This is a genomic window from Leptospiraceae bacterium (genome assembly GCA_016708435.1).
Taxonomy (GTDB): domain Bacteria; phylum Spirochaetota; class Leptospiria; order Leptospirales; family Leptospiraceae; genus UBA2033.
On record JADJFV010000001.1, the window covers coordinates 349,581 to 367,401 of the forward strand.

The 17,821-nt window shown below is 36.4% G+C and carries 19 protein-coding genes and 1 pseudogene; 7 read left to right on the forward strand and 13 right to left on the reverse strand.

The genetic code is table 11. The features are described from left to right. Nucleotides 1-98: 98 nt before the first annotated feature. Both IPH52_01720 and IPH52_01725 read left to right on the forward strand, forming a co-directional pair. On the forward strand, nt 99-395 hold the full coding sequence (locus IPH52_01720) for a hypothetical protein (GenBank protein MBK7053760.1): 297 nt from the start codon (nt 99-101) through the stop codon (nt 393-395). Continuing rightward, nucleotides 373-2,469: a hypothetical protein gene (locus IPH52_01725; GenBank protein ID MBK7053761.1), complete on the forward strand. Its 2,097-nt coding sequence runs from the start codon at nt 373-375 to the stop codon at nt 2,467-2,469. The genes IPH52_01720 and IPH52_01725 overlap by 23 nt, the downstream gene beginning before the upstream one ends. 2 nt (nt 2,470-2,471) lie before the next feature. On the opposite strand, the gene IPH52_01730 is transcribed toward IPH52_01725, so the two are convergent. From IPH52_01730 to IPH52_01740, 3 genes are read right to left on the reverse strand one after another with little or no spacing between them, the layout of a single operon-like run. Then, nucleotides 2,472-3,254, reverse strand: a complete 783-nt coding sequence (locus IPH52_01730) for a hypothetical protein (GenBank protein MBK7053762.1) — start codon at nt 3,252-3,254, stop codon at nt 2,472-2,474. After that, nucleotides 3,251-3,502 carry an SH3 domain-containing protein gene (locus IPH52_01735; protein ID MBK7053763.1) on the reverse strand — a complete coding sequence of 84 codons (252 nt, stop codon included), beginning with the start codon at nt 3,500-3,502 and terminating at the stop codon, nt 3,251-3,253. Before IPH52_01735 ends, IPH52_01730 begins: the two co-directional genes overlap by 4 nt. A 14-nt stretch (nt 3,503-3,516) precedes the next feature. Next, nucleotides 3,517-3,729: a hypothetical protein gene (locus IPH52_01740; GenBank protein MBK7053764.1), complete on the reverse strand. Its 213-nt coding sequence runs from the start codon at nt 3,727-3,729 to the stop codon at nt 3,517-3,519. A gap of 166 nt (nt 3,730-3,895) precedes the next feature. On the opposite strand from IPH52_01740, the gene IPH52_01745 reads away from it, so the two are divergent. The 4 genes from IPH52_01745 to IPH52_01760 all read left to right on the forward strand — a co-directional run bounded on the left by IPH52_01745 (nt 3,896) and on the right by IPH52_01760 (nt 6,766). Beyond that, nucleotides 3,896-5,050 (forward strand): cytochrome c554 and C-prime, encoded by a 1,155-nt coding sequence (locus tag IPH52_01745; protein ID MBK7053765.1) that lies wholly within the window; start codon nt 3,896-3,898, stop codon nt 5,048-5,050. Nucleotides 5,051-5,329: 279 nt separating this feature from the next. Next, entirely contained in the window at nt 5,330-6,022 is a 693-nt protein-coding gene (locus IPH52_01750) for a 1-acyl-sn-glycerol-3-phosphate acyltransferase (protein MBK7053766.1), read from the forward strand. 16 nt (nt 6,023-6,038) lie between these two features. Continuing rightward, nucleotides 6,039-6,482, forward strand: a complete 444-nt coding sequence (locus IPH52_01755) for a CBS domain-containing protein (protein ID MBK7053767.1) — start codon at nt 6,039-6,041, stop codon at nt 6,480-6,482. A gap of 5 nt (nt 6,483-6,487) precedes the next feature. After that, complete coding sequence (locus IPH52_01760; GenBank protein MBK7053768.1) at nt 6,488-6,766, forward strand: HNH endonuclease; 279 nt, start codon at nt 6,488-6,490, stop codon at nt 6,764-6,766. On the opposite strand, the gene IPH52_01765 is transcribed toward IPH52_01760, so the two are convergent. From IPH52_01765 to IPH52_01800, 8 genes and pseudogenes are all read right to left on the reverse strand, one after another. Then, a complete protein-coding gene (locus IPH52_01765; GenBank protein MBK7053769.1) occupies nt 6,763-8,052 on the reverse strand; it encodes an HDOD domain-containing protein in 1,290 nt (429 codons plus the stop codon). The two genes, IPH52_01760 and IPH52_01765, sit on opposite strands and share 4 nt — an antisense overlap. A gap of 6 nt (nt 8,053-8,058) precedes the next feature. Further along, nucleotides 8,059-8,256 (reverse strand): hypothetical protein, encoded by a 198-nt coding sequence (locus IPH52_01770; protein MBK7053770.1) that lies wholly within the window; start codon nt 8,254-8,256, stop codon nt 8,059-8,061. Between the two features lie 141 nt (nt 8,257-8,397). Beyond that, the gene (locus IPH52_01775; GenBank protein ID MBK7053771.1) at nt 8,398-9,315 is read right to left on the reverse strand and encodes a glycerophosphodiester phosphodiesterase; all 918 of its coding nucleotides are present in this window, start codon (nt 9,313-9,315) and stop codon (nt 8,398-8,400) included. A 112-nt stretch (nt 9,316-9,427) separates the two neighbouring features. Further along, the gene (locus tag IPH52_01780; GenBank protein ID MBK7053772.1) at nt 9,428-10,279 is read right to left on the reverse strand and encodes a hypothetical protein; all 852 of its coding nucleotides are present in this window, start codon (nt 10,277-10,279) and stop codon (nt 9,428-9,430) included. 6 nt (nt 10,280-10,285) lie between these two features. After that, on the reverse strand, nt 10,286-11,554 hold the full coding sequence (locus tag IPH52_01785) for a phosphoribosylamine--glycine ligase (GenBank protein MBK7053773.1): 1,269 nt from the start codon (nt 11,552-11,554) through the stop codon (nt 10,286-10,288). Between the two features lies 1 nt (nt 11,555). After that, a pseudogene (locus IPH52_01790) lies at nt 11,556-14,208 on the reverse strand (valine--tRNA ligase). A 37-nt stretch (nt 14,209-14,245) separates the two neighbouring features. Further along, nucleotides 14,246-14,500, reverse strand: coding sequence for a hypothetical protein (locus tag IPH52_01795; protein ID MBK7053774.1), 255 nt, complete (start codon nt 14,498-14,500; stop codon nt 14,246-14,248). Between the two features lie 116 nt (nt 14,501-14,616). After that, nucleotides 14,617-15,042, reverse strand: a complete 426-nt coding sequence (locus tag IPH52_01800; protein ID MBK7053775.1) for a (4Fe-4S)-binding protein — start codon at nt 15,040-15,042, stop codon at nt 14,617-14,619. A gap of 465 nt (nt 15,043-15,507) precedes the next feature. Here IPH52_01800 and IPH52_01805 point away from each other — a divergent pair, with 465 nt between their 5' ends. Continuing rightward, nucleotides 15,508-15,801 (forward strand): hypothetical protein, encoded by a 294-nt coding sequence (locus IPH52_01805; protein ID MBK7053776.1) that lies wholly within the window; start codon nt 15,508-15,510, stop codon nt 15,799-15,801. Here IPH52_01805 and pyrE read toward each other — a convergent pair. Next, nucleotides 15,794-16,348 (reverse strand): orotate phosphoribosyltransferase, encoded by a 555-nt coding sequence (gene pyrE, locus IPH52_01810; protein MBK7053777.1) that lies wholly within the window; start codon nt 16,346-16,348, stop codon nt 15,794-15,796. The two genes, IPH52_01805 and pyrE, sit on opposite strands and share 8 nt — an antisense overlap. A 354-nt stretch (nt 16,349-16,702) precedes the next feature. Beyond that, a complete protein-coding gene (locus tag IPH52_01815) occupies nt 16,703-17,797 on the reverse strand; it encodes a ferritin-like domain-containing protein (GenBank protein MBK7053778.1) in 1,095 nt (364 codons plus the stop codon). Between the last annotated feature and the right edge of the window lie 24 nt (nt 17,798-17,821).

The window sequence follows — 17,821 nt, forward strand, 5'->3', positions numbered from 1 at the left end:
AAATACTTCGAAATATTTTTTTTGTCTTATGTTTTTTTCACTTTCCATTTAGAATAAATCAGTATGCTTGTTTGTTACATAAAATAGGAACGACTCTTATGAAAAATATTTGTATTGTTTTACTAACCATTTTTATTTTTACAGCCTGCTTAAAAGCGAAAAAATCACCTTTTGATATTTCTACTCCGACGACAGGATTGATTTTCGGATTCGCGGCGAGTTTCGGAAGCCAAACCGCAAATACCGCGACTACCACTGGAACTGAAACAGGGACTACCACTTCCACATTTTCTTTAGGTGGAACAATTACCGGATTCACCACAGGCACTTTAGTTTTGCAAAATAATAATACCAATGACTTAACTCTCTCGAGTGTCGGCAACTATTCTTTTTAGCGGACTTGCATCGGGAGCTACCTATTCTATTTCTGTTAAGTCTCATCCAACCGGATTTGCCTGCACAATTACAAATGCAACAGGAACTCTAACGGCTAACGTTACGAATGCGAATATCACTTGCGCAACCTCTACTGCTACAGCTCTTTATTCATTAGGAAATACAGCTCAATCTTATTGGCTGGACTATGTTAAATCAGACGGAACTAGCCCACTGAATGCGACTGGGACAGCTTGCACTGGAACAGAAACCGGATTTTACAATGCATGCATTCATGCAGGAGAATTTAAAAAAATATTTATCCCAAATATTACTTCCTGTGATGGAATTACGGCTAGTGACTCATTATCCGCTTTCAATTGGAGATGTGTGGTTGCGACTGACGGTTCTGTTTCTGTAATTTCAACTGGACTTCGAGGAGATAAAGGATTATCCGATTTGATTGACTTTACTTCGCCTGGTAGTTTTAGGAATAATTCTGTGACTGTTCTTTCAAACGGTAATTCCTTATTAACCACTGCAACGGGTAAGTGGTGGGATAATCCGATAGTTGTCTCAAATGACGGTGGAACCTTGAGTGTGATTAGAACGATTTATATAGTGAACAGTTCGACTTCAACAAATAATACTTATTCTTTTTCATCAGGCAATAATAAAATGGCACTCATTGTTCAACCTGGACTTGTAAAACCAAATACTTTTGGTGGAGGTACAAATTGCATTGATGTTAACAGTAATCATTTTATTTGGATTGAAGGTAATTTCAGTGCACAGAATGGTGATCGAGTATTAGAATTTAATGGCAGTGCCACTAGATTTAATGTAATCAGGAAATTTAAAGCTTTCGGGAATTCTGCTGAGACTATATTCATTGCTTCGGGCAGTGCTACAGCTTCTTTTTTCACTGATATATCCGGAACAAATCTTGCCGCAACAGGTGGAACTTTTATCGCTTCGAACAACTCAAAGATTATTTTTAATAATGTGCAAGCTTATAATGTTTCTGGATTCGGAATTAGTATTAATAATGCAGATAATATTATCCAAAATTCTTTGGTTATGAATACGCTCAACAGTCCAATAAAATCATTGAACACTAGTAATAATCTTATGCAAAACATTTCTGCAGTTAATTCTACAGATCCACCATTCAATTTAGAAATTTCCAACTTTACTACTTCTATGAATATGCTCGCTGCCAATAGAAGTGGAGGAAACGGAGCTATAACAACGATTGGAGCTTCCAATAGCCCAAAGTATATTAATTCAATTGCAGCCCATGCGGGGACAGAAAGTTATACTGAAAGTAATACTACATCACAGTCTAAATTTAATGGAATCTTTAAAGTTTTTCCGGCTTCTTGTGGAGCCACAGGAAGTACAAATCCTGGGTATATAAATACTACGTGTGATAAAACTGGCGGAAGTGAAATAAATCCACAAACAGTTAAAGGTGGATTTACATTAGCAAGTTCCTTCGTAGGCAAACTATCTTCTGACTCAAAGAATGCAAATGGAGCAACTGGTTCTATTACGTTTGCAAGTATTACAGATTGGCTAAACTTTGAAAATCGATTTCGAGGTTGGGGACGACAAGGTAGTGCCTTTCCAAATACTGATCATACAGGCAGATGCTCATCGGGAACCTGCCAAATCTGGGACTGGTCTCTCAAAGCAACAGATACCGTTGCGCGTAACGTGAATGCATGTCCAAACGGAACGATAGTCGATACACACCAATGGTCAGCGGCTGCGGCTAACCAAGCATTTTGCGATGCAAATTACAAAGGCTCTGTTAGTTCTGCTGGATTTTGCGTTACAACTTTTCTACGTAACGCAGTAGAAATTTTCGGTGATGGTGTTGGGAATGAAAATGGAATTTGCGAATCTAGCGAAGAATGCTTGTATACCCCTAACATCGGAGCATATCAAGGACATAGTTCTGATTCTACTAATTCTTCGAAGCTAATACAGGCAAGCCAATCAACTGCAACGACTATAACTTGTGGAGATGTAACGACAGGCACTGTGTCGAATGTGAAATTGTGGAAGTATGATACTAACGGCTATTAACCTCACTCTTTTACAAATTTATCGTTTTGAAATATATAACTAGCATAGATGGTCTTTGTTTTCTCTGAATCCTTAGATTTATAAATTGTCACTCTATCTTCTTTTATATCTGTGGATAAATAATAGTAATCTCCATTGTCTTCATGCATTTCACCGCTTTCCACTGTAAGTATTTCCCTTGGTTTATTGTTTTGAATGACATAAAATACGTGCCGGCTACTCATTCTTCCGTTAAAATCGATTGAGAATTCTTCTATACCGTCTTTATTGAAATCATAAAATTCGATGCTATTCCAACCACCGGTAGTCTCAGAGAATATCTCCGAATACTCTCCGTTATGCTCTTGGTAAATCCTAGATAAATTATCGTAACCCTTATAGATAGCAGTGTTTGTATCTATCTTAACATATAAGAATGAGTATCCGCTCTCATTACTTCCCATTGGCTTTATAGTTACATTCCTTGTATCAAATCGATTGCCGACTTTTGCTTTTAATGTTTTAAATAAGCCTTCGTTCTCAAAACCAAACTTTTCTTTTGTATAGTCAGCTACACTCGGTCCGAAGTAATCTACCTTAGATGCCTCTATCCAGAAAAATATATTTCCATCTCTTAACATTGATTGCAATTCTGTTTCCGTATAACGATCTTTTACCTGGTAATAGATTTTTCCATTTACAGTTGCTTTGGTTAGAGCAGGAACAATATCTCCAACTTTAATTACATCAAATAAATTTGGATCGCTTTCACTTGTTTCTGCTTTTCCACCGGCAGGAGCATTCAAAAGTTCAGAAGTATCTTTATCACCATATAGCCATTAGCCACTTCTTCCTTCCATTCGGGATGCAATCCTGTAATTAAATATCCATTATAAGAAAAGCCAATTTTGCCGTCTTGGGTTTTTACTTTTACCCAATAATCGTATTTACCATCTATTTGTTGAGAACTAACGCTTTTTTCTAAAATGGTGACTTGTGTATTTTTGGGAAGATTTGTAATAATCTCTCCGGTTAATGTAGGACTCTTTCGCAATCGTAAAGAGCTTGCTAAAACATAATAAGGCTCAGTAGATTTTCGGCTTCAAAAATGGATATGCTATTGTCATAATACCCCGCTTTACTTACGTAGGCTAACTTGTCATTATACGCTACTTTATACCAACTCAATTTTTCATTGACTGGATCAGGAATATCTTTTTCTAATATTTGAAACTCAGTATTTTGTTTGAGAGATAAAAGAATTTTACTTGTTACATCCATTTTCTCATAGAGGCTAACAGTAGAATTGCCTGTAACATAGGATGTAAGTGGCTTAGCTAATTGATTTCCTTTTACAAGAGACAGAAAATAGAACTAGAAAAATGCCAAGGTAGTAAAAAAAATGTTTTCATAAATGCATCCCAAGATAAATTTTACTTACTCTTTTTTGATATTCAAAATCTGCAAATACTTTTTTGCTTTTCTTTTACTTTCGTGTAATTCTCACGAAGATACTTCCCTTCAATTTTCTAAATCTCTTTCACCTATCGTATTCAATTTACAAACAGATACATTACAAAACAAAGACTCGGGAGAAAGGTTACCCGATGCTAAGTCCTGTCAGATTTGTCATAAAGAAGTCTATGAAAATTGGTTTAACTCAAGACATCGAGTAGCATTTACAAATGAGCTTTACCATGACAGTCACGAGAGAGAACCAATGACTTGGTGTATCAATTGCCACGCTCCCTTTATAAATAAAGGGGATAATATAGATAATCCCAATCTAAGAATTCAAAAAGAAGATGGGATTTCGTGTAATGTATGTCATGTGCGCGAAGGGAAAGTTCTAGTCAGTAAGCTTCCCTCTATAAATAAGAATAGGAAAAACCTATTGCATGATTATAAGATCAATGCAGAAATGGATAAATCAGCGTTATGCGCAAATTGTCATCAGTTTAACTTTCCAACGATTCTATCGAGCAAAGACAAATCAAAGTTTGCCTATTCCCATCTTCCCATGCAAAATACAGTTGGGGAATTTGAAGATTCTTATTTTAAACTATACGGAGAATGTCAGAGTTGTCACCTTGAGCGAGATACATCTAGAACTCATAAATTTTCAGGTGGTCACGACAAAGAACGATTAGCCGAGTCTATATTTGTAACAGGAGAAAAAATTGGAACTCATACAGTATTGCTTTCTGTTATGAGTGTTGGAATTGGTCATTCTTTTCCAACGGGAGATTTATTTCGTGCCTTAAAGATTAAAATCAAAGATGCCGAGACTAAGTTACTATTGGCAGAATTAATTCTTAAAAAAGACTATCAACTGACAAAAGCGTCACCTAACGTGCAAAAAGACTCACCGGCAATGCACTTGATTTCTGATACCACAATTCCTCCAGCAACAAATGATAATGCTTCTAGCAAAACATTTACAATACAAATTCCAGATAAGGTAATGCTTTTAGACGCAGAGTTATATATGGATTATCTGCACGGAATCAATCGCACCCAAACAAAGATTCCTATTGAGAATACAATCCTTCCTTTTAAAAAAGTAAAGATAGAATTAAAGGAATCTAAGAGTCAAGGTTAGTTTTCTAAGCCGAAATCGAATGCTTTTATAGTTACATTCTAATTCTTCAAATTGAATCGTCAATTCAGAAAAAATGCCTATACATTCATCGTTTTTGAAACTGGGAAAAATTATTAGAAAGGTCGATTTTTCATTGACTAAAAGAAAACGGATTCAAACAATAAGAACTCATATTCGAATAGGAGAAAAGCCATCAGAGAATTCTTTAAAACCCCCGAATTAGGTGCAGCCCTAGCAAAGGCTTTTAAAAAAGGTCCGGAGAATTTATTGCTCCATGCCTTGCCTCGCTATATTGGTGACCATCTTAGAGAGTTTACTATGCTCGAAACAGAAGGCTTAGAGCATGTTCCTAAGTCTGGTCGTGTTATGATCGTTCCGAATCACAGTGGACTGCTTGGTTGGGACGCAACTGTTCTACAAAATGAAATTTTGCGTGAGAAAAAAAGAATCCCACGAACAATGGCACATGCATTTTGGGAGTCATCTCCGTTCCTAAAGACATTTAGCCGAAAGATGGGACTCATCACAACAGACTTTAAGTTAGCTGTTAGGACTCTCAAGAAGAACAAGCTACTCGTGATTTTCCCCGAAGCTGAACATGGAAATTTTAAACCGTCACATAAGATGTATCAACTCGCCGATTTTAATCCCGGCTTTGTTGCACTTTCCCTTATGACTCAGACACCTATCGTTCCAGTTGCAATTCTTGGTGCAGAAGAAAACTATATCAATATTGGAACGATTGATTGGTTCGAAGATCAAATAGGGGCTAAGATTCCTATACCGCTCAACTTACTTCCGCTTCCTTCCAAATGGAAGATTAAGTTTTTAAAACCAATCAGTCTGAATAAATACACTCGTAAAGATGTGAAGAATGAAAAGTTTTTAGTAGAAGTAGCACAAAACGTGCGTTTTAGAATCCAAGCCGCAATTCATAAAGAATTGGTCACTCGCGGTATATTCAAATTTTAACAAGAGGTTAGAAATTATGGTAGATATAGCAACTTTAAGTAGAACAGAATTATTAAAGAAATTAAAAGTAGAAGACTTGATGACTCGCGAAGTCTTGACTATTGATTACGATGATCTCATAGGAAAAGCGGCTAGACTCATGATTGAAAATCATGTTCATAGTCTACTCGTATTAAAATATGGTAAACCAACTTATATGGTTTCTACCTATGACTTAATCCGAGTTTCTTACGAAGAAGCATTCAATGAGACTAACGCCGATATGCTCCGCACTCCCGTCGAGACTCTCGTAAAAGGACAAAACCTTGTATCGGTTACTACGGATACTACGCTATTAGACGCTCTTTCTTTATATGTTCAATATTCCGTTCATTCTCTTCCCGTCATTGATGATGGAAATGTAATGGGAATCCTGACTCTTATGGACTTAGCTAAGTGGTATAAAAAGACCCACGAATAATTTTTGTGAATACAGAAGAATCATTTTGGTCTGATGTAACAGACGAAGAAATTTCGAGAGAAAGAAAAAAAGCAAAAGAACTAAAACAATCTGCCTGGTGGAAACAGAAACGTTCCTCAGGCATTTGTCATTACTGCGGGAAGAAATTCCCTGTAGATCAAATTACCATGGATCACCTAATACCTCTTATCCGCGGTGGAAAGTCAATAAAATCAAACTTAGTTCCCGCCTGCAAAGATTGTAACAACAAAAAGAAACACAACCTTCCATTCGAAATAAACTAAGTCAACATCTCAAAGAAAGGATGATCTTTTATCATCTCATAGTAATCTTTCTGAAATGATTCCTTTACTTTATCCGTTGCATTGTAGGCGTGGAAAATACTTTTCTCTATTTCTTTTTCTTCTTCTCTGATTTCATATCCTAGCATCTGATAAGCAAGAATTCCTGCAAGTCTAGTAATTCTATCCATATGTGAAACCCTACCAACATCTTCATGAGAAAAATTCTGATGAGTGACTACGTCTTGTAAGCCTTTAGGCATGTTCCATAGCTTGAATACTTTACTTCCAATCTCTACATGGTCAATATGAAATACTTCGCGCTCTAATCCAAGCAAGTCTTTTCCTTCTAAAGTTGAGGTCTTTACCATATCACTGTATTGGTCTGAGTAGCTCAAAGCGAGAATTGTCATTCCAATCTTTCTTAATAAGGATCCAAGGAATACATCGTCTTTAAAACTCTTCATACCAAGCGGAATAGAAATATCATAAGCAATCAGAGCGGATAATATCGGTAATTCTTGAAGATTTTTTTGAAAGACTTCTCCTTTTAAATTTTTACTGAACTGTTTATTGGATTGCAAAAGAACTAAATTTTTTACAGTCTTCATTCCCAATAAAGTAATAGCATCCTTTAAGCTATGGACTTTACCGGATCTTCCATAAAATGCAGAGTTAGCAATTTTCATTATATCGGTAGTGATTGCTTTATCCGGACTTATGATTTTTTCTAGCTCTTCACTTCCTCCGCTTGGATTGGATGTATCAAAGGTTGTTACTTTAATAGCAACGGCTGGTAAAGGAGGAATAACAAGATTCGCCAAGTTAATATTAGCCGGTGGAGGAGTATCCTTCGGATGAATATCATCTCTTCTTCCCAATGCATAAGATATTTTTTGAATTACTTGCGCACGATTGTAAGGCTTTTTAACGAAGGTATCTATCTTTAATTGGATTAGGCTTTGTATAACATCTTTATCCGTAGAGGCAGATATTACAGCTACTTTTAAATCTGTATACGAATGGCGGATTTCTTGAATTACCTCTACGCCACTCATATTGGGCATGTTAATGTCAAGGCAAATGATGTCTGGTTTGTTCAGGGATTCCTTTAAATAAAAAAGTAAGTCTTCTCCATTAGCCGATTCATATAAAATTTCAAAACGCTCTGACTGCAAATATCTCTTTAAGAGATTTCTATCGACTGTAGAATCTTCTGCAATCATCACCTTATACGGTTTAAAATTTTCAGGATTTAGACCAAGAGGAATGTGCTCTTCGTTCATCATAGACCTCTACTTAAACGTAATTCTTCTAGCCTGCTCTCTGTCAGCGGGATCTGGAATCTCTTCAAGAGTATTATACTTGATTCCATCAATTTTATAGCAAATCTCACCATTATCGTTTTCAAAAGTGATTGTCTTTGAATAACTATGTGAATAAGGATTTGACTCACCTTTTAAAAATTGTTTTACTTTATCAAGAAAACCCATATGCATAGACCTCTTCATTATATTTCTTATTCATTTATTTTTTTCTGACTGAACTGATTTGAGTCTGTCTGGATAATCAGAAATAATTCCATCAACACCAAAAGATATTAGCTTTTTCATTGAATCTTTATCATTTATTGTCTAAGGGATAACTTTAATTTTACTTTTTCTACAAGAATCAACAAACTCTGCATTTACATATTCATAATAAGGAGAAATTATTTCTACTTTTAATTCTTTTGCTCTTTCGATGATTTTAGTTTTAGGACTCGCGAATCCAGAGGATAATAATAAATATTCCCACTTAGAAGGAGCGAATAACGCTGATGTAAGAATTTCAGGATTCAGTTTTTTAACTTCCGGCAATACTTCTAAAACAAAGGATTGAACTGTTGTCTGCTTTACAACTTTTGCCTCTTCTATTGTATTTACCATTACTCGCGCGTATTCTAATACTTCCTCTTTGGTATAATCTTTCTCGTTTAATTTTGTTTCGATATTAAACAAAAAAGGTTTTGTGATTTTATTTTCTCTTTCGTAGTCCTTAACAAATTGAAAGAATTCTTTTAAAGTAGAAAGCTTTGTTCCGGGAACAAGTGTCTGTTCGGGAAAGCGACTATTTTTAAGTGAACCACAATCTAGTTCTTTTAATTCTGCTACTGTAAAATTCTTAACAGGTAGAAATTCAACTTTAGCCCCATTCGACCATTTACAAATTTCTGGATTTAGCTTATCATCGTGGTGGATAATAAGCTGTTTGTCCTTGGTCAGCACTGTGTCGAGTTCAAGAGTTGTCATTTTTAAGTCCATCGCTGCTTTAAATGCAGGTAGAGTATTTTCAGGATAAAGACCTCTAGCCCCTCGGTGTCCTTGCATATCTAATTCGGTGATACGCGAATTTTCTTTTACTTGAGAAAAAGAACAATGAATGAAAAAAAATAATACAATTAAAATCGAAAATCTCATTTGATAAAAAAAACTAAACAGGTAAGTAGACTTCCTTTTTAACGGCATTAGTGATTTGTAAATCATATGCAAGGAGTCCTTTTTCGAATTCATAGAAACTAGTGTGAAAGGGAAAGGATTTTAAGTAAAGAAGGATTTTTAAGAATTAAACTGTTTTTGGAAATTTATTGACCATTGAAAATATGGGCAACTTTTTTAGTGAATCTCAAACATTGTAGAATAAGTAATCAGATTGTTTTTTCTTTTCAAATTCCCAATTGAAAGAAGTTTCTCGCAGTTGCAAACTTTTTCCTTCTACTGTAGAAACCAATTTATACTTTTCCACCTCTCCGAATTCTTGCGGTGCTTTTTTTAAAACATACTTTCCTGCTTTAATCTCTTCTAACACATGCACAAAGAAAGGATCATGTTCAACTCTTGCTAATTCTTGCATGGCAAAGTAAAATGTAGTTAACCCCTTATAATACCAATCTACAATTTTATTCATACCCGGCTGCCAGAGCTGCTCTAGAAAAAATTCATTTTCATGAATATAGGATTTTCCCTTGAAAGGCTTTTGAAGGATACGACTCTTCGCATAAATTTCATGATTGAGGTCACGATCAGATTCCCCTTCGTAATCAGTGCCAATCCATTTAATCCAGGCTTTCTTTTCTTTCGATGGCATCAGAGGAAGAAGGGCAAATAGATAATTCTGATCTTTAAAAATTTTTTCATGAGAGAGAAAATCCAGAATTTCAAATGGAATTGTAAAGGCACCATCATTCCATTCGATTATATAGGGAATGTCTTCAAAGTAGGCGTAATCGGTTGGAATTTCCGAGATAAGCGCATCCCCGAATTGCGAAATGAGGAAGACAAGAGAAATGACTTCATGCTTTTTTAAATTGGAAAATACTTGCACAAAGTTGCATTTAGTCTTGAGCGCTGACTGAATCATTTGGTATTGTTGCTTTTCAAATTGGTTTGCAGAAAGAATAAGACCAAAGTTCTTTTGGAATTTAACAAGGGAATTCGTCTTGATTAAATTTAGATTTCCTGAAACCAAAAAAGGCATAGAATTCTATAAAGCCCTATGGCAAATATCTGTGCGATAAAAAGTATTATCCTGCGGATTTGCTTTTATATAAGAGTAAGCATTATTAACCGCTGTCCTCAGATTCGTAGCATAAGAGCTAATGCCAAGTATCCTCCCACCAGTAGAAAGAAGTGTTCCGTCTTCACCGCGATTTGTGCCTGCATGAAATATTTCCACTCCTGCCATCGGCTTTGGTAAGTTCAACGGAATATTCTTTATATAGTCATTTGGATATCCATTAGCCGCCAAAACTACAATGCAAGATGCTCCCTCGCGAAGAGTGATTTCTTTTTTAGTTAAATTTCCTTTTGCTGATTGTAAAAATATTTCTAGTAAATCATCTTGAATTAAAAGCATTAAACTTTGTGTTTCCGGATCTCCGAACCTACAATTAAATTCAACGACTCGCGCATAACCAGATTTATCCACCATGAATCCTGCATAAAGTAGTCCCTTATAAGGAAATCCTTTTTTACGAAGTCCATCAAGCATTGGTTGAAATACTTCTTTTCTTACTTGCGCATAGACTTTATCTGTTGCAATCGGTGCAGGACAATAAGCACCCATTCCACCGGTATTCGGTCCTGTATCTCCATCATAAGCTCTCTTATGATCTTGAAGCGCTGGAAGTATAATAAAATTAGCCCCATCGGATATTGCAAAAATAGAAGCTTCTTCTCCTTGCATAAATTCCTCAATGACTACCTTAGATCCACTTGCCCCAAATTTATTGTCTAGAAAAATTTCCTTTAATGCGTTTAACGCTTCTTCCATTTTAAAGCAAACAGTCACGCCCTTACCGGCAGCAAGTCCATCTGCTTTAATCACGATTGGCACGCCTTCTTTTTCTAAATAAGACTTTGCAGAATTATAATCTGAAAATGTTTCATAGCGAGCAGTCGGAACTCCGAACTCTTTCATGAGAGTCTTCGCAAAATCTTTAGAGCCTTCTAACTGAGCACAGTATTTAGAAGGACCAAAGCAGGGAATACCAGCTTCTTCTAACCAATCTACAATTCCATCTACAAGTGGCTCTTCGGGACCTACTACGACTAAATCAAATTTTTCTCTTTGAATAAACGATACAGTGCTTGCTTTGTCTTTTAGATTCAAGGAAGACATCGGTAGTAGTTCCTCTAACGGAAAACCACCATTACCCGGATATACCTTTAATTCCTTTAACAAAGGAGATTGTCTCAGTTTATAGGCTAACGCCGATTCTCTACCACCACTACCTAGGAGTAATACTTTCATACTAGTTTAGCTTCTCCATACTTTTTAAAACTGTTTCTAATTTTGATTTCAAGCCATCCATTTTTTCTTGCTCTTTTGCGATTACTTCTGGTTTGGCTTTGGAAATGAATTCAGGGTTGGAAAGCTTTTTATTAATCTTTTCCATGTCTGATTCAAGCGTAACTTTTTCTTTATTTAATCTTTCGCGCTCTTTACCAAAGTCAATCATTCCAGAAAGAGGAAGAATAATTTCGCCGCGAGAGAATGCAGCAATCGAGTCTGATTGCTCTGCCGCATAATCAGGAGTAAACGATAATTCTTCAGCACGAGACAACTGTAAGATAGAAAGTTTTTCTTCTTCGATGATTGCTTTTGTCAATGCATCTTTTGATTTAATAATCATCTTACATTTCTTATCAGGTGGAATATTTAAGTCTGCTCGAACAACGCGAACTTTAGAAACGATTTCGATTAAGAGTGAAAGCTTTTCTACTTTAGTAGAATCTCCAATTGTAAAAGCCTTAGGCCAATCTGAATTAGTTAGAGCTTTGTCAAAGAAAACAGAATGAATTTCTTCTGTGATAAATGGCATGAAAGGGTGCAGTAAATTCAGAGCGGATAATAGCACATGCACTAGAGTCTGTCTTGCGGTTTCTAATGATTTGTCTCCAGACTTTCCGTAAATGCGCGGTTTCACAAGCTCAATATACCAGTCACATAAATCGCCCCAAATAAAATCGTAAATAGATGCCGCCATTTCATAAAAGCGATATTCGCTATAAGCCTTCTCATAAGCTGCTAAACATTGATTAAAACGATCTAGAATCCAAGCATCACTTGATTCTAACTCAGAAGGATTGATTTCTTTTAATTGAAAATTCTCAGGGAGATTCATGAGAATAAAACGACTGGAGTTCCAAATCTTATTACAGAAAGAACGATATCCATCTAGTCTGCTTTCATCGAATAATATGTCTTTGCCTTCGGGAAGTGTAGCAGCAAGAAAAAATCGAAACGAATCTGTTCCATACTTGGACATCATATCGAGCGGATCAATGGTATTACCCAGTGACTTACTAAATTTCTTTCCGTGTTTATCGCGAACGAGCCCGTGGATTAAAACTTTCTTAAAAGGAATAACTCCATCATTAAACTTAAGCCCAAACATAATCATCCGAGCCACCCAAAAAGAAAATAATATCAAATCCTGTAACTAGAATAGAAGTTGGATAAAACTTCTTCCAATCTTCTGTCTTCTCAGGCCAGCCAAATACGGAAAACGGCCATAAACCGGAAGAAAACCAAGTGTCTAATACATCTTCATCTTGCGAAATTTCTTCTTTTTTCAAATTTGGATTTTTAGATTTTAATAATTCAAATGCTTCGTCAAGACTCTCCGCTACAACCATACTGCCATCAGGAGTATAATAGGCAGGAATACGATGACCCCACCAGAGCTGACGGGAGATACACCAATCTTTAATATTTTCCATCCACTCGAAATAAGTCTTTTCCCACATCTTGGGGATAATCTCTATTTTCCCGTCACGCACTACTTCCATTGCTTTGTCTGCGAGTGGCTTTATCTTAACAAACCATTGTGTAGAAAGATAAGGCTCAATTACCGCTCCTCCTCTCTGGTTGTGACCAATAGAGTGAGTGTAGTCTTCTATTTTTTCTACTAGATTTAAGTTTTGTAAGTCTTCGATGATTTTCTTTCTAGCGGCATAACGATCTAAGCCTTTATATACACCTGCATTCTCGTTCAGAGATGCATCCGTGTTCATGATATTAATCGGTGTTAGCCCTAAACGTTTTCCTGCTTCGTAGTCATTTGCATCATGTGCAGGAGTAATTTTTACTAGACCACTACCAAATTCTTTGTCTACAAACGTATCAAAGAGTAAAGGAATTTCCCTGTTCATAAGAGGCAAAACAAGAGTAGCCCCTTTCTTAGATGCATAACGCGGATCATCAGGATGAGCACAAACTGCAACGTCTCCAAGCATTGTCTCGGGACGAGTAGTGGCTACTACGATGTAGTCGGAAGTTCCTTTGATAGGATAACGTAAATGATAAAGATGACCCTTGGTCTCTCTGAATTCAACTTCAATGTCGGAGATCGCGGTCTTTGTAACCGGACACCAATTGATAATTCTTTCTCCGCGATAAATTAATCCTTCTTCATAAAGCGAGCGGAATACTTTGATGACAGCCTTTGATAAGCCTTCGTCAAATGTGAATCTTTCTTTTGACCAGGTTACACTTTCGCCTAGCATCTTTTGTTGGTGAGTGATTTGTCCGCCGGACTTTGCTTTCCACTCCCAGACTTTGTTTATAAATTCTTCTCTTGTGAAATCAGTGCGGCTTTGTTTGTTAGCCGCTAATTGTTTTTCGACAACAACTTGAGTTGCAATCCCGGCATGATCCATTCCGGGAACCCAGAGAGCAGCCTTCCCTTTTTTTCGCTCAATGCGAATCATTATGTCTTGGATCGTATGATTGAGAGCATGACCGATATGAAGTGTCCCTGTAACGTTTGGTGGCGGGATGACAATCGAAAATGGATCTTTCTTTGAATAGTCTACTTGGAAAGAATTTTGTGCTTCCCAATATTCAATCCATTTTTTTTCTACAGCCTGTGGTTCATATCTATCGCTAATTTCTTTTTTCATAATGCTAAATTCTCTTGGTGACTAATCGTTGTTAGTCTTATGTATTTTCTGTAATGTCAAGTAAGACGTGTTTGTTTTTGATTGCGAATGCCATAAAATCATTTTCACTCACAGCCATACGAACAGCAAATGGTAAAAGATGATATACAGTCTTAAAAATGGTTTTCATCTGCTCATCATTTTTAATGATATCTCTAGCCATAGGACCTACTTTTTCTATGACATATTTCTTGATGAGCGGAATGTTTGACTCGAGAGTTTTGATTACAAAATCTGATAATTCTTTGTCCATTGCTTGCCTCGCCACGTTAGTGCTCTAATGATTTACAGCCTCTATTTAAACAGATTTTTGCAATACGCTTTAGAGACAAGAATTATTAAACGTTACCCCTTAATACTGATTCAATCTTAGCCTTGAAATTCTTTTTTTACATGAGAGCCATCGCAAAAAGGTTTATTTCCAGAATGCCCACATCTACAAAATGCTGTAGTATTATTTTTTAGCGTTTTGTTCCCTGCCTTATCTTTTACTTCGATGGTTCCATAAACTAGAATGGGACCGTTAGGTAAAATTTCAATTTGCGTTTTAACGGTTTCTTCTTGTAAGCCGACATCTGAATTGTGATAATAAGACAAAGCTCCCGAAGGGCATTTGTCAATCTGTGTCATAATTTCCTTGGAGGAACTTCCCTCTATCTTCACCCAGGGTCGTTTCTTTGGATTGAATACTGACGGTAAACCCTTAAAACAAATAGCAGAGTGAATACAAACTTTTGGTTTCCATACGACTGTAATATCTTCGTTGGAATATTTTTTTGTAATGTCATCTTCCATAAGCGCTCCTTTTTTTGTAATACTATTTTTATGAATCTCAAGCAATGAAGTTAGAATAATCTTCGTGATTGACTAACTAAAACTAAACGGAATTTATTTTACAACAAATATTTTTTCAGAATCATTACGCAGTTCAACGCCGATTGAAGATAATGTGTAAATAAGCGCTATTTGCCGCATTCACCTTGAAAGGTTCCAACGTGAGATTTAATACTTTTGTTGAAAGCTAAGTCGGGGTAGTTTTCGTTGTCATGGTGAGCGTGTCGAATCCATGCTCAATAGAAATAGTATCCTTCGAAGCCCTAGTTAGAGTATAAGAGAAGCCCTTGCTAGGTGGTAGTGTGTGTATCGTTTGGTTATAGGATGGTAAAAGGAAACAACTAGTTCGAAATGATTCCAGTAATTTCTATTATCCATCTCATTATTTTTGATTGACAATCAAAACAGAGGCTCTAGGTTAAATGCATGGATATAAGAGATTTTTTTGAAACTAAGATTTCAAATTTTAACGGAAACAATAAAGTAATTGGAGTTCTAAAGAACGGAGAAGAAGTCGTTGTTGCATTCGAGGTTACGGGATTAAATTCCGACCAAGTCCAAGACTTCACGACAGGAATGATTTTTAACTTAAGTCAATTTAAAGAATTTAAAAATTACTCGGGAAATTTTGTTTATAGCAATACGAAGAACCATCATATTAAGCATAATGGCTCTTATGTGCATGGTGGACAAAACATAAAACGCTGGCAGTCTAAATAAAATCTGCCTTTTTAAAAACTGGATACATCTGAATACCGGCAGAGAGTAATGCTTCTTTGCCGCCTTCTTCTCTATCTAAAATACAAATTCCAGATTCTACTTTTATACCTGCTCGTCGAAGTGCCTCTACTGCTTTCAACGTAGATCCGCCTGTAGTAATTACATCGTCTACTACGAGACAGGATTTTACTTTGTCAATCTGCCCTTCAATTTCTTTCTTAGTTCCATGATCCTTTGTTTCTTTGCGAACGATTAGCGGATAAACAATCTTACCCTGTCTGAAATATTCCAGACTGAGTGAATAACTGATTGGATCTGCTCCAAGGGTCAGTCCCCCAACGGCTTCCGGTTGAGTTCCTAAGATTGTAGGAATATGCTCATTAACCACATAATCCGCGAATAAGGAAAGTCTATCAGGAACTAATATGATTTCTTTGCAATTAAAATAGTGATGGGATTTCTTTCCCGAGGCAAGTGTAAATTCCTGTTCGGAATATCTATACGCATAGGTTTTTATGAAATGATGTAGCTCGTCTTTTTTACTCATAAGGAAAGATTTTTTGAATATATGAAGAAGTCGAGCAGTAAAATCAGATTTTTATTTCTTCTAAGCTCTGAACAAGTCAATTTATTTTAAAAATTCTTTCATTGAAAAAATAAGAGAAATGAATGCCTTTGAATTCTAAATATATATCTTCTTTTGAAAGATAATATTTAGTAACCCTACGCAAGAGAATAAAACAGGGTTTTTAATCCAATCAAGAATATTAGATAAATCTATTAAATCAATAGTTTAACCGGGTTGGTGAGCGACTAAGCGATGGGGGACGAACCCACCGTTAGTGTAAACCCCACCCCGGGGCGGGGGGGGGCCCCCCCCCCCCGGGGGGGGGGGGGGGTTTTATTTAAAGAAAGGTTGTCCAGCAGACTTTCCATCTTGATAACGAAGAAGTCCGAGTGCTTCGTATTTTGGTTTGATTCGATCACTCAAAAGTCCGATAGCTTTTAGGTTTGGAATTAATCTAGAAAATAGCGAAATTCTAAATTCAGACATGATGTCAGACTCGACAACCATCTTTACCCAATTCTCTCTAGAAATTGTATGACCAAAATACTCTTCGTGGAATTCGGTAAACAAGAAGCGGTTACGTAACATTATGCTCACTTCATACGCCCAATCTTCTCTATCTCTACGAACATGCTCAGGACATTCTTTTGTATAAAAGTCTCTTAGAGCTTCCACACCATAATGCACATGGCGTGATTCATCTGAAATTACTTGTTTGAGAAGTTCGCGAAGAAGTGGTTCTTTTGTTAGTTTATAAATCAATCCAAATGCACCGAGAGCAAGTCCTTCAATCATAATTTGCATTCCTAAGAATTTTAAATCCCAATCTCCTGTGCTTGTAAGAGCGTGGATAACAACGAATAGATTGTCATTGATATGATACAGCTTATGAAGTTTTGTATCAATGTATTTATAGAAGACTTCGACGTGTCGAGCTTCATCCATTACTTGTGTTGAACCATAATACTTTGCTCCCATCCAGGGTGTTGCTTCTACAGTCATCGCAGCAGCGTGTAATGCACCTTGTTCTCCATGAAGAAATTGAGATAGTAGCCAGGCAATTGTCGAGTGAAGCATTTCTTGTTTTTTCTTTTGATCTACCTTTCTATACATGTCTGTTCCAAACATAGGTTGTAGTTTTTCTGGAAATATTGGCATTTCAAAGTTCTGCGGATCAACATTAGTATCCCAAGCTAGATCGTCAGCATCCCACTGACCTTTCTTTGCTTTGGTATATAGCTTTTGAAATTCTGGATTTCCAAAATTACTATACTTCCAATCATAATGAATGCCATGCTGAGACTTGATGTCTATTTGATCTCGTCTCCCTTCTTGCATTAAATAACCTGAAAAGGCAGAGGGAAATAAATCCCATGCAACCTTTACGTTTCTACTCGCCATGTCTGTAATGTCTAATATTGTAGCCATTCCTCTTACCTCTTTTTTAGTTTT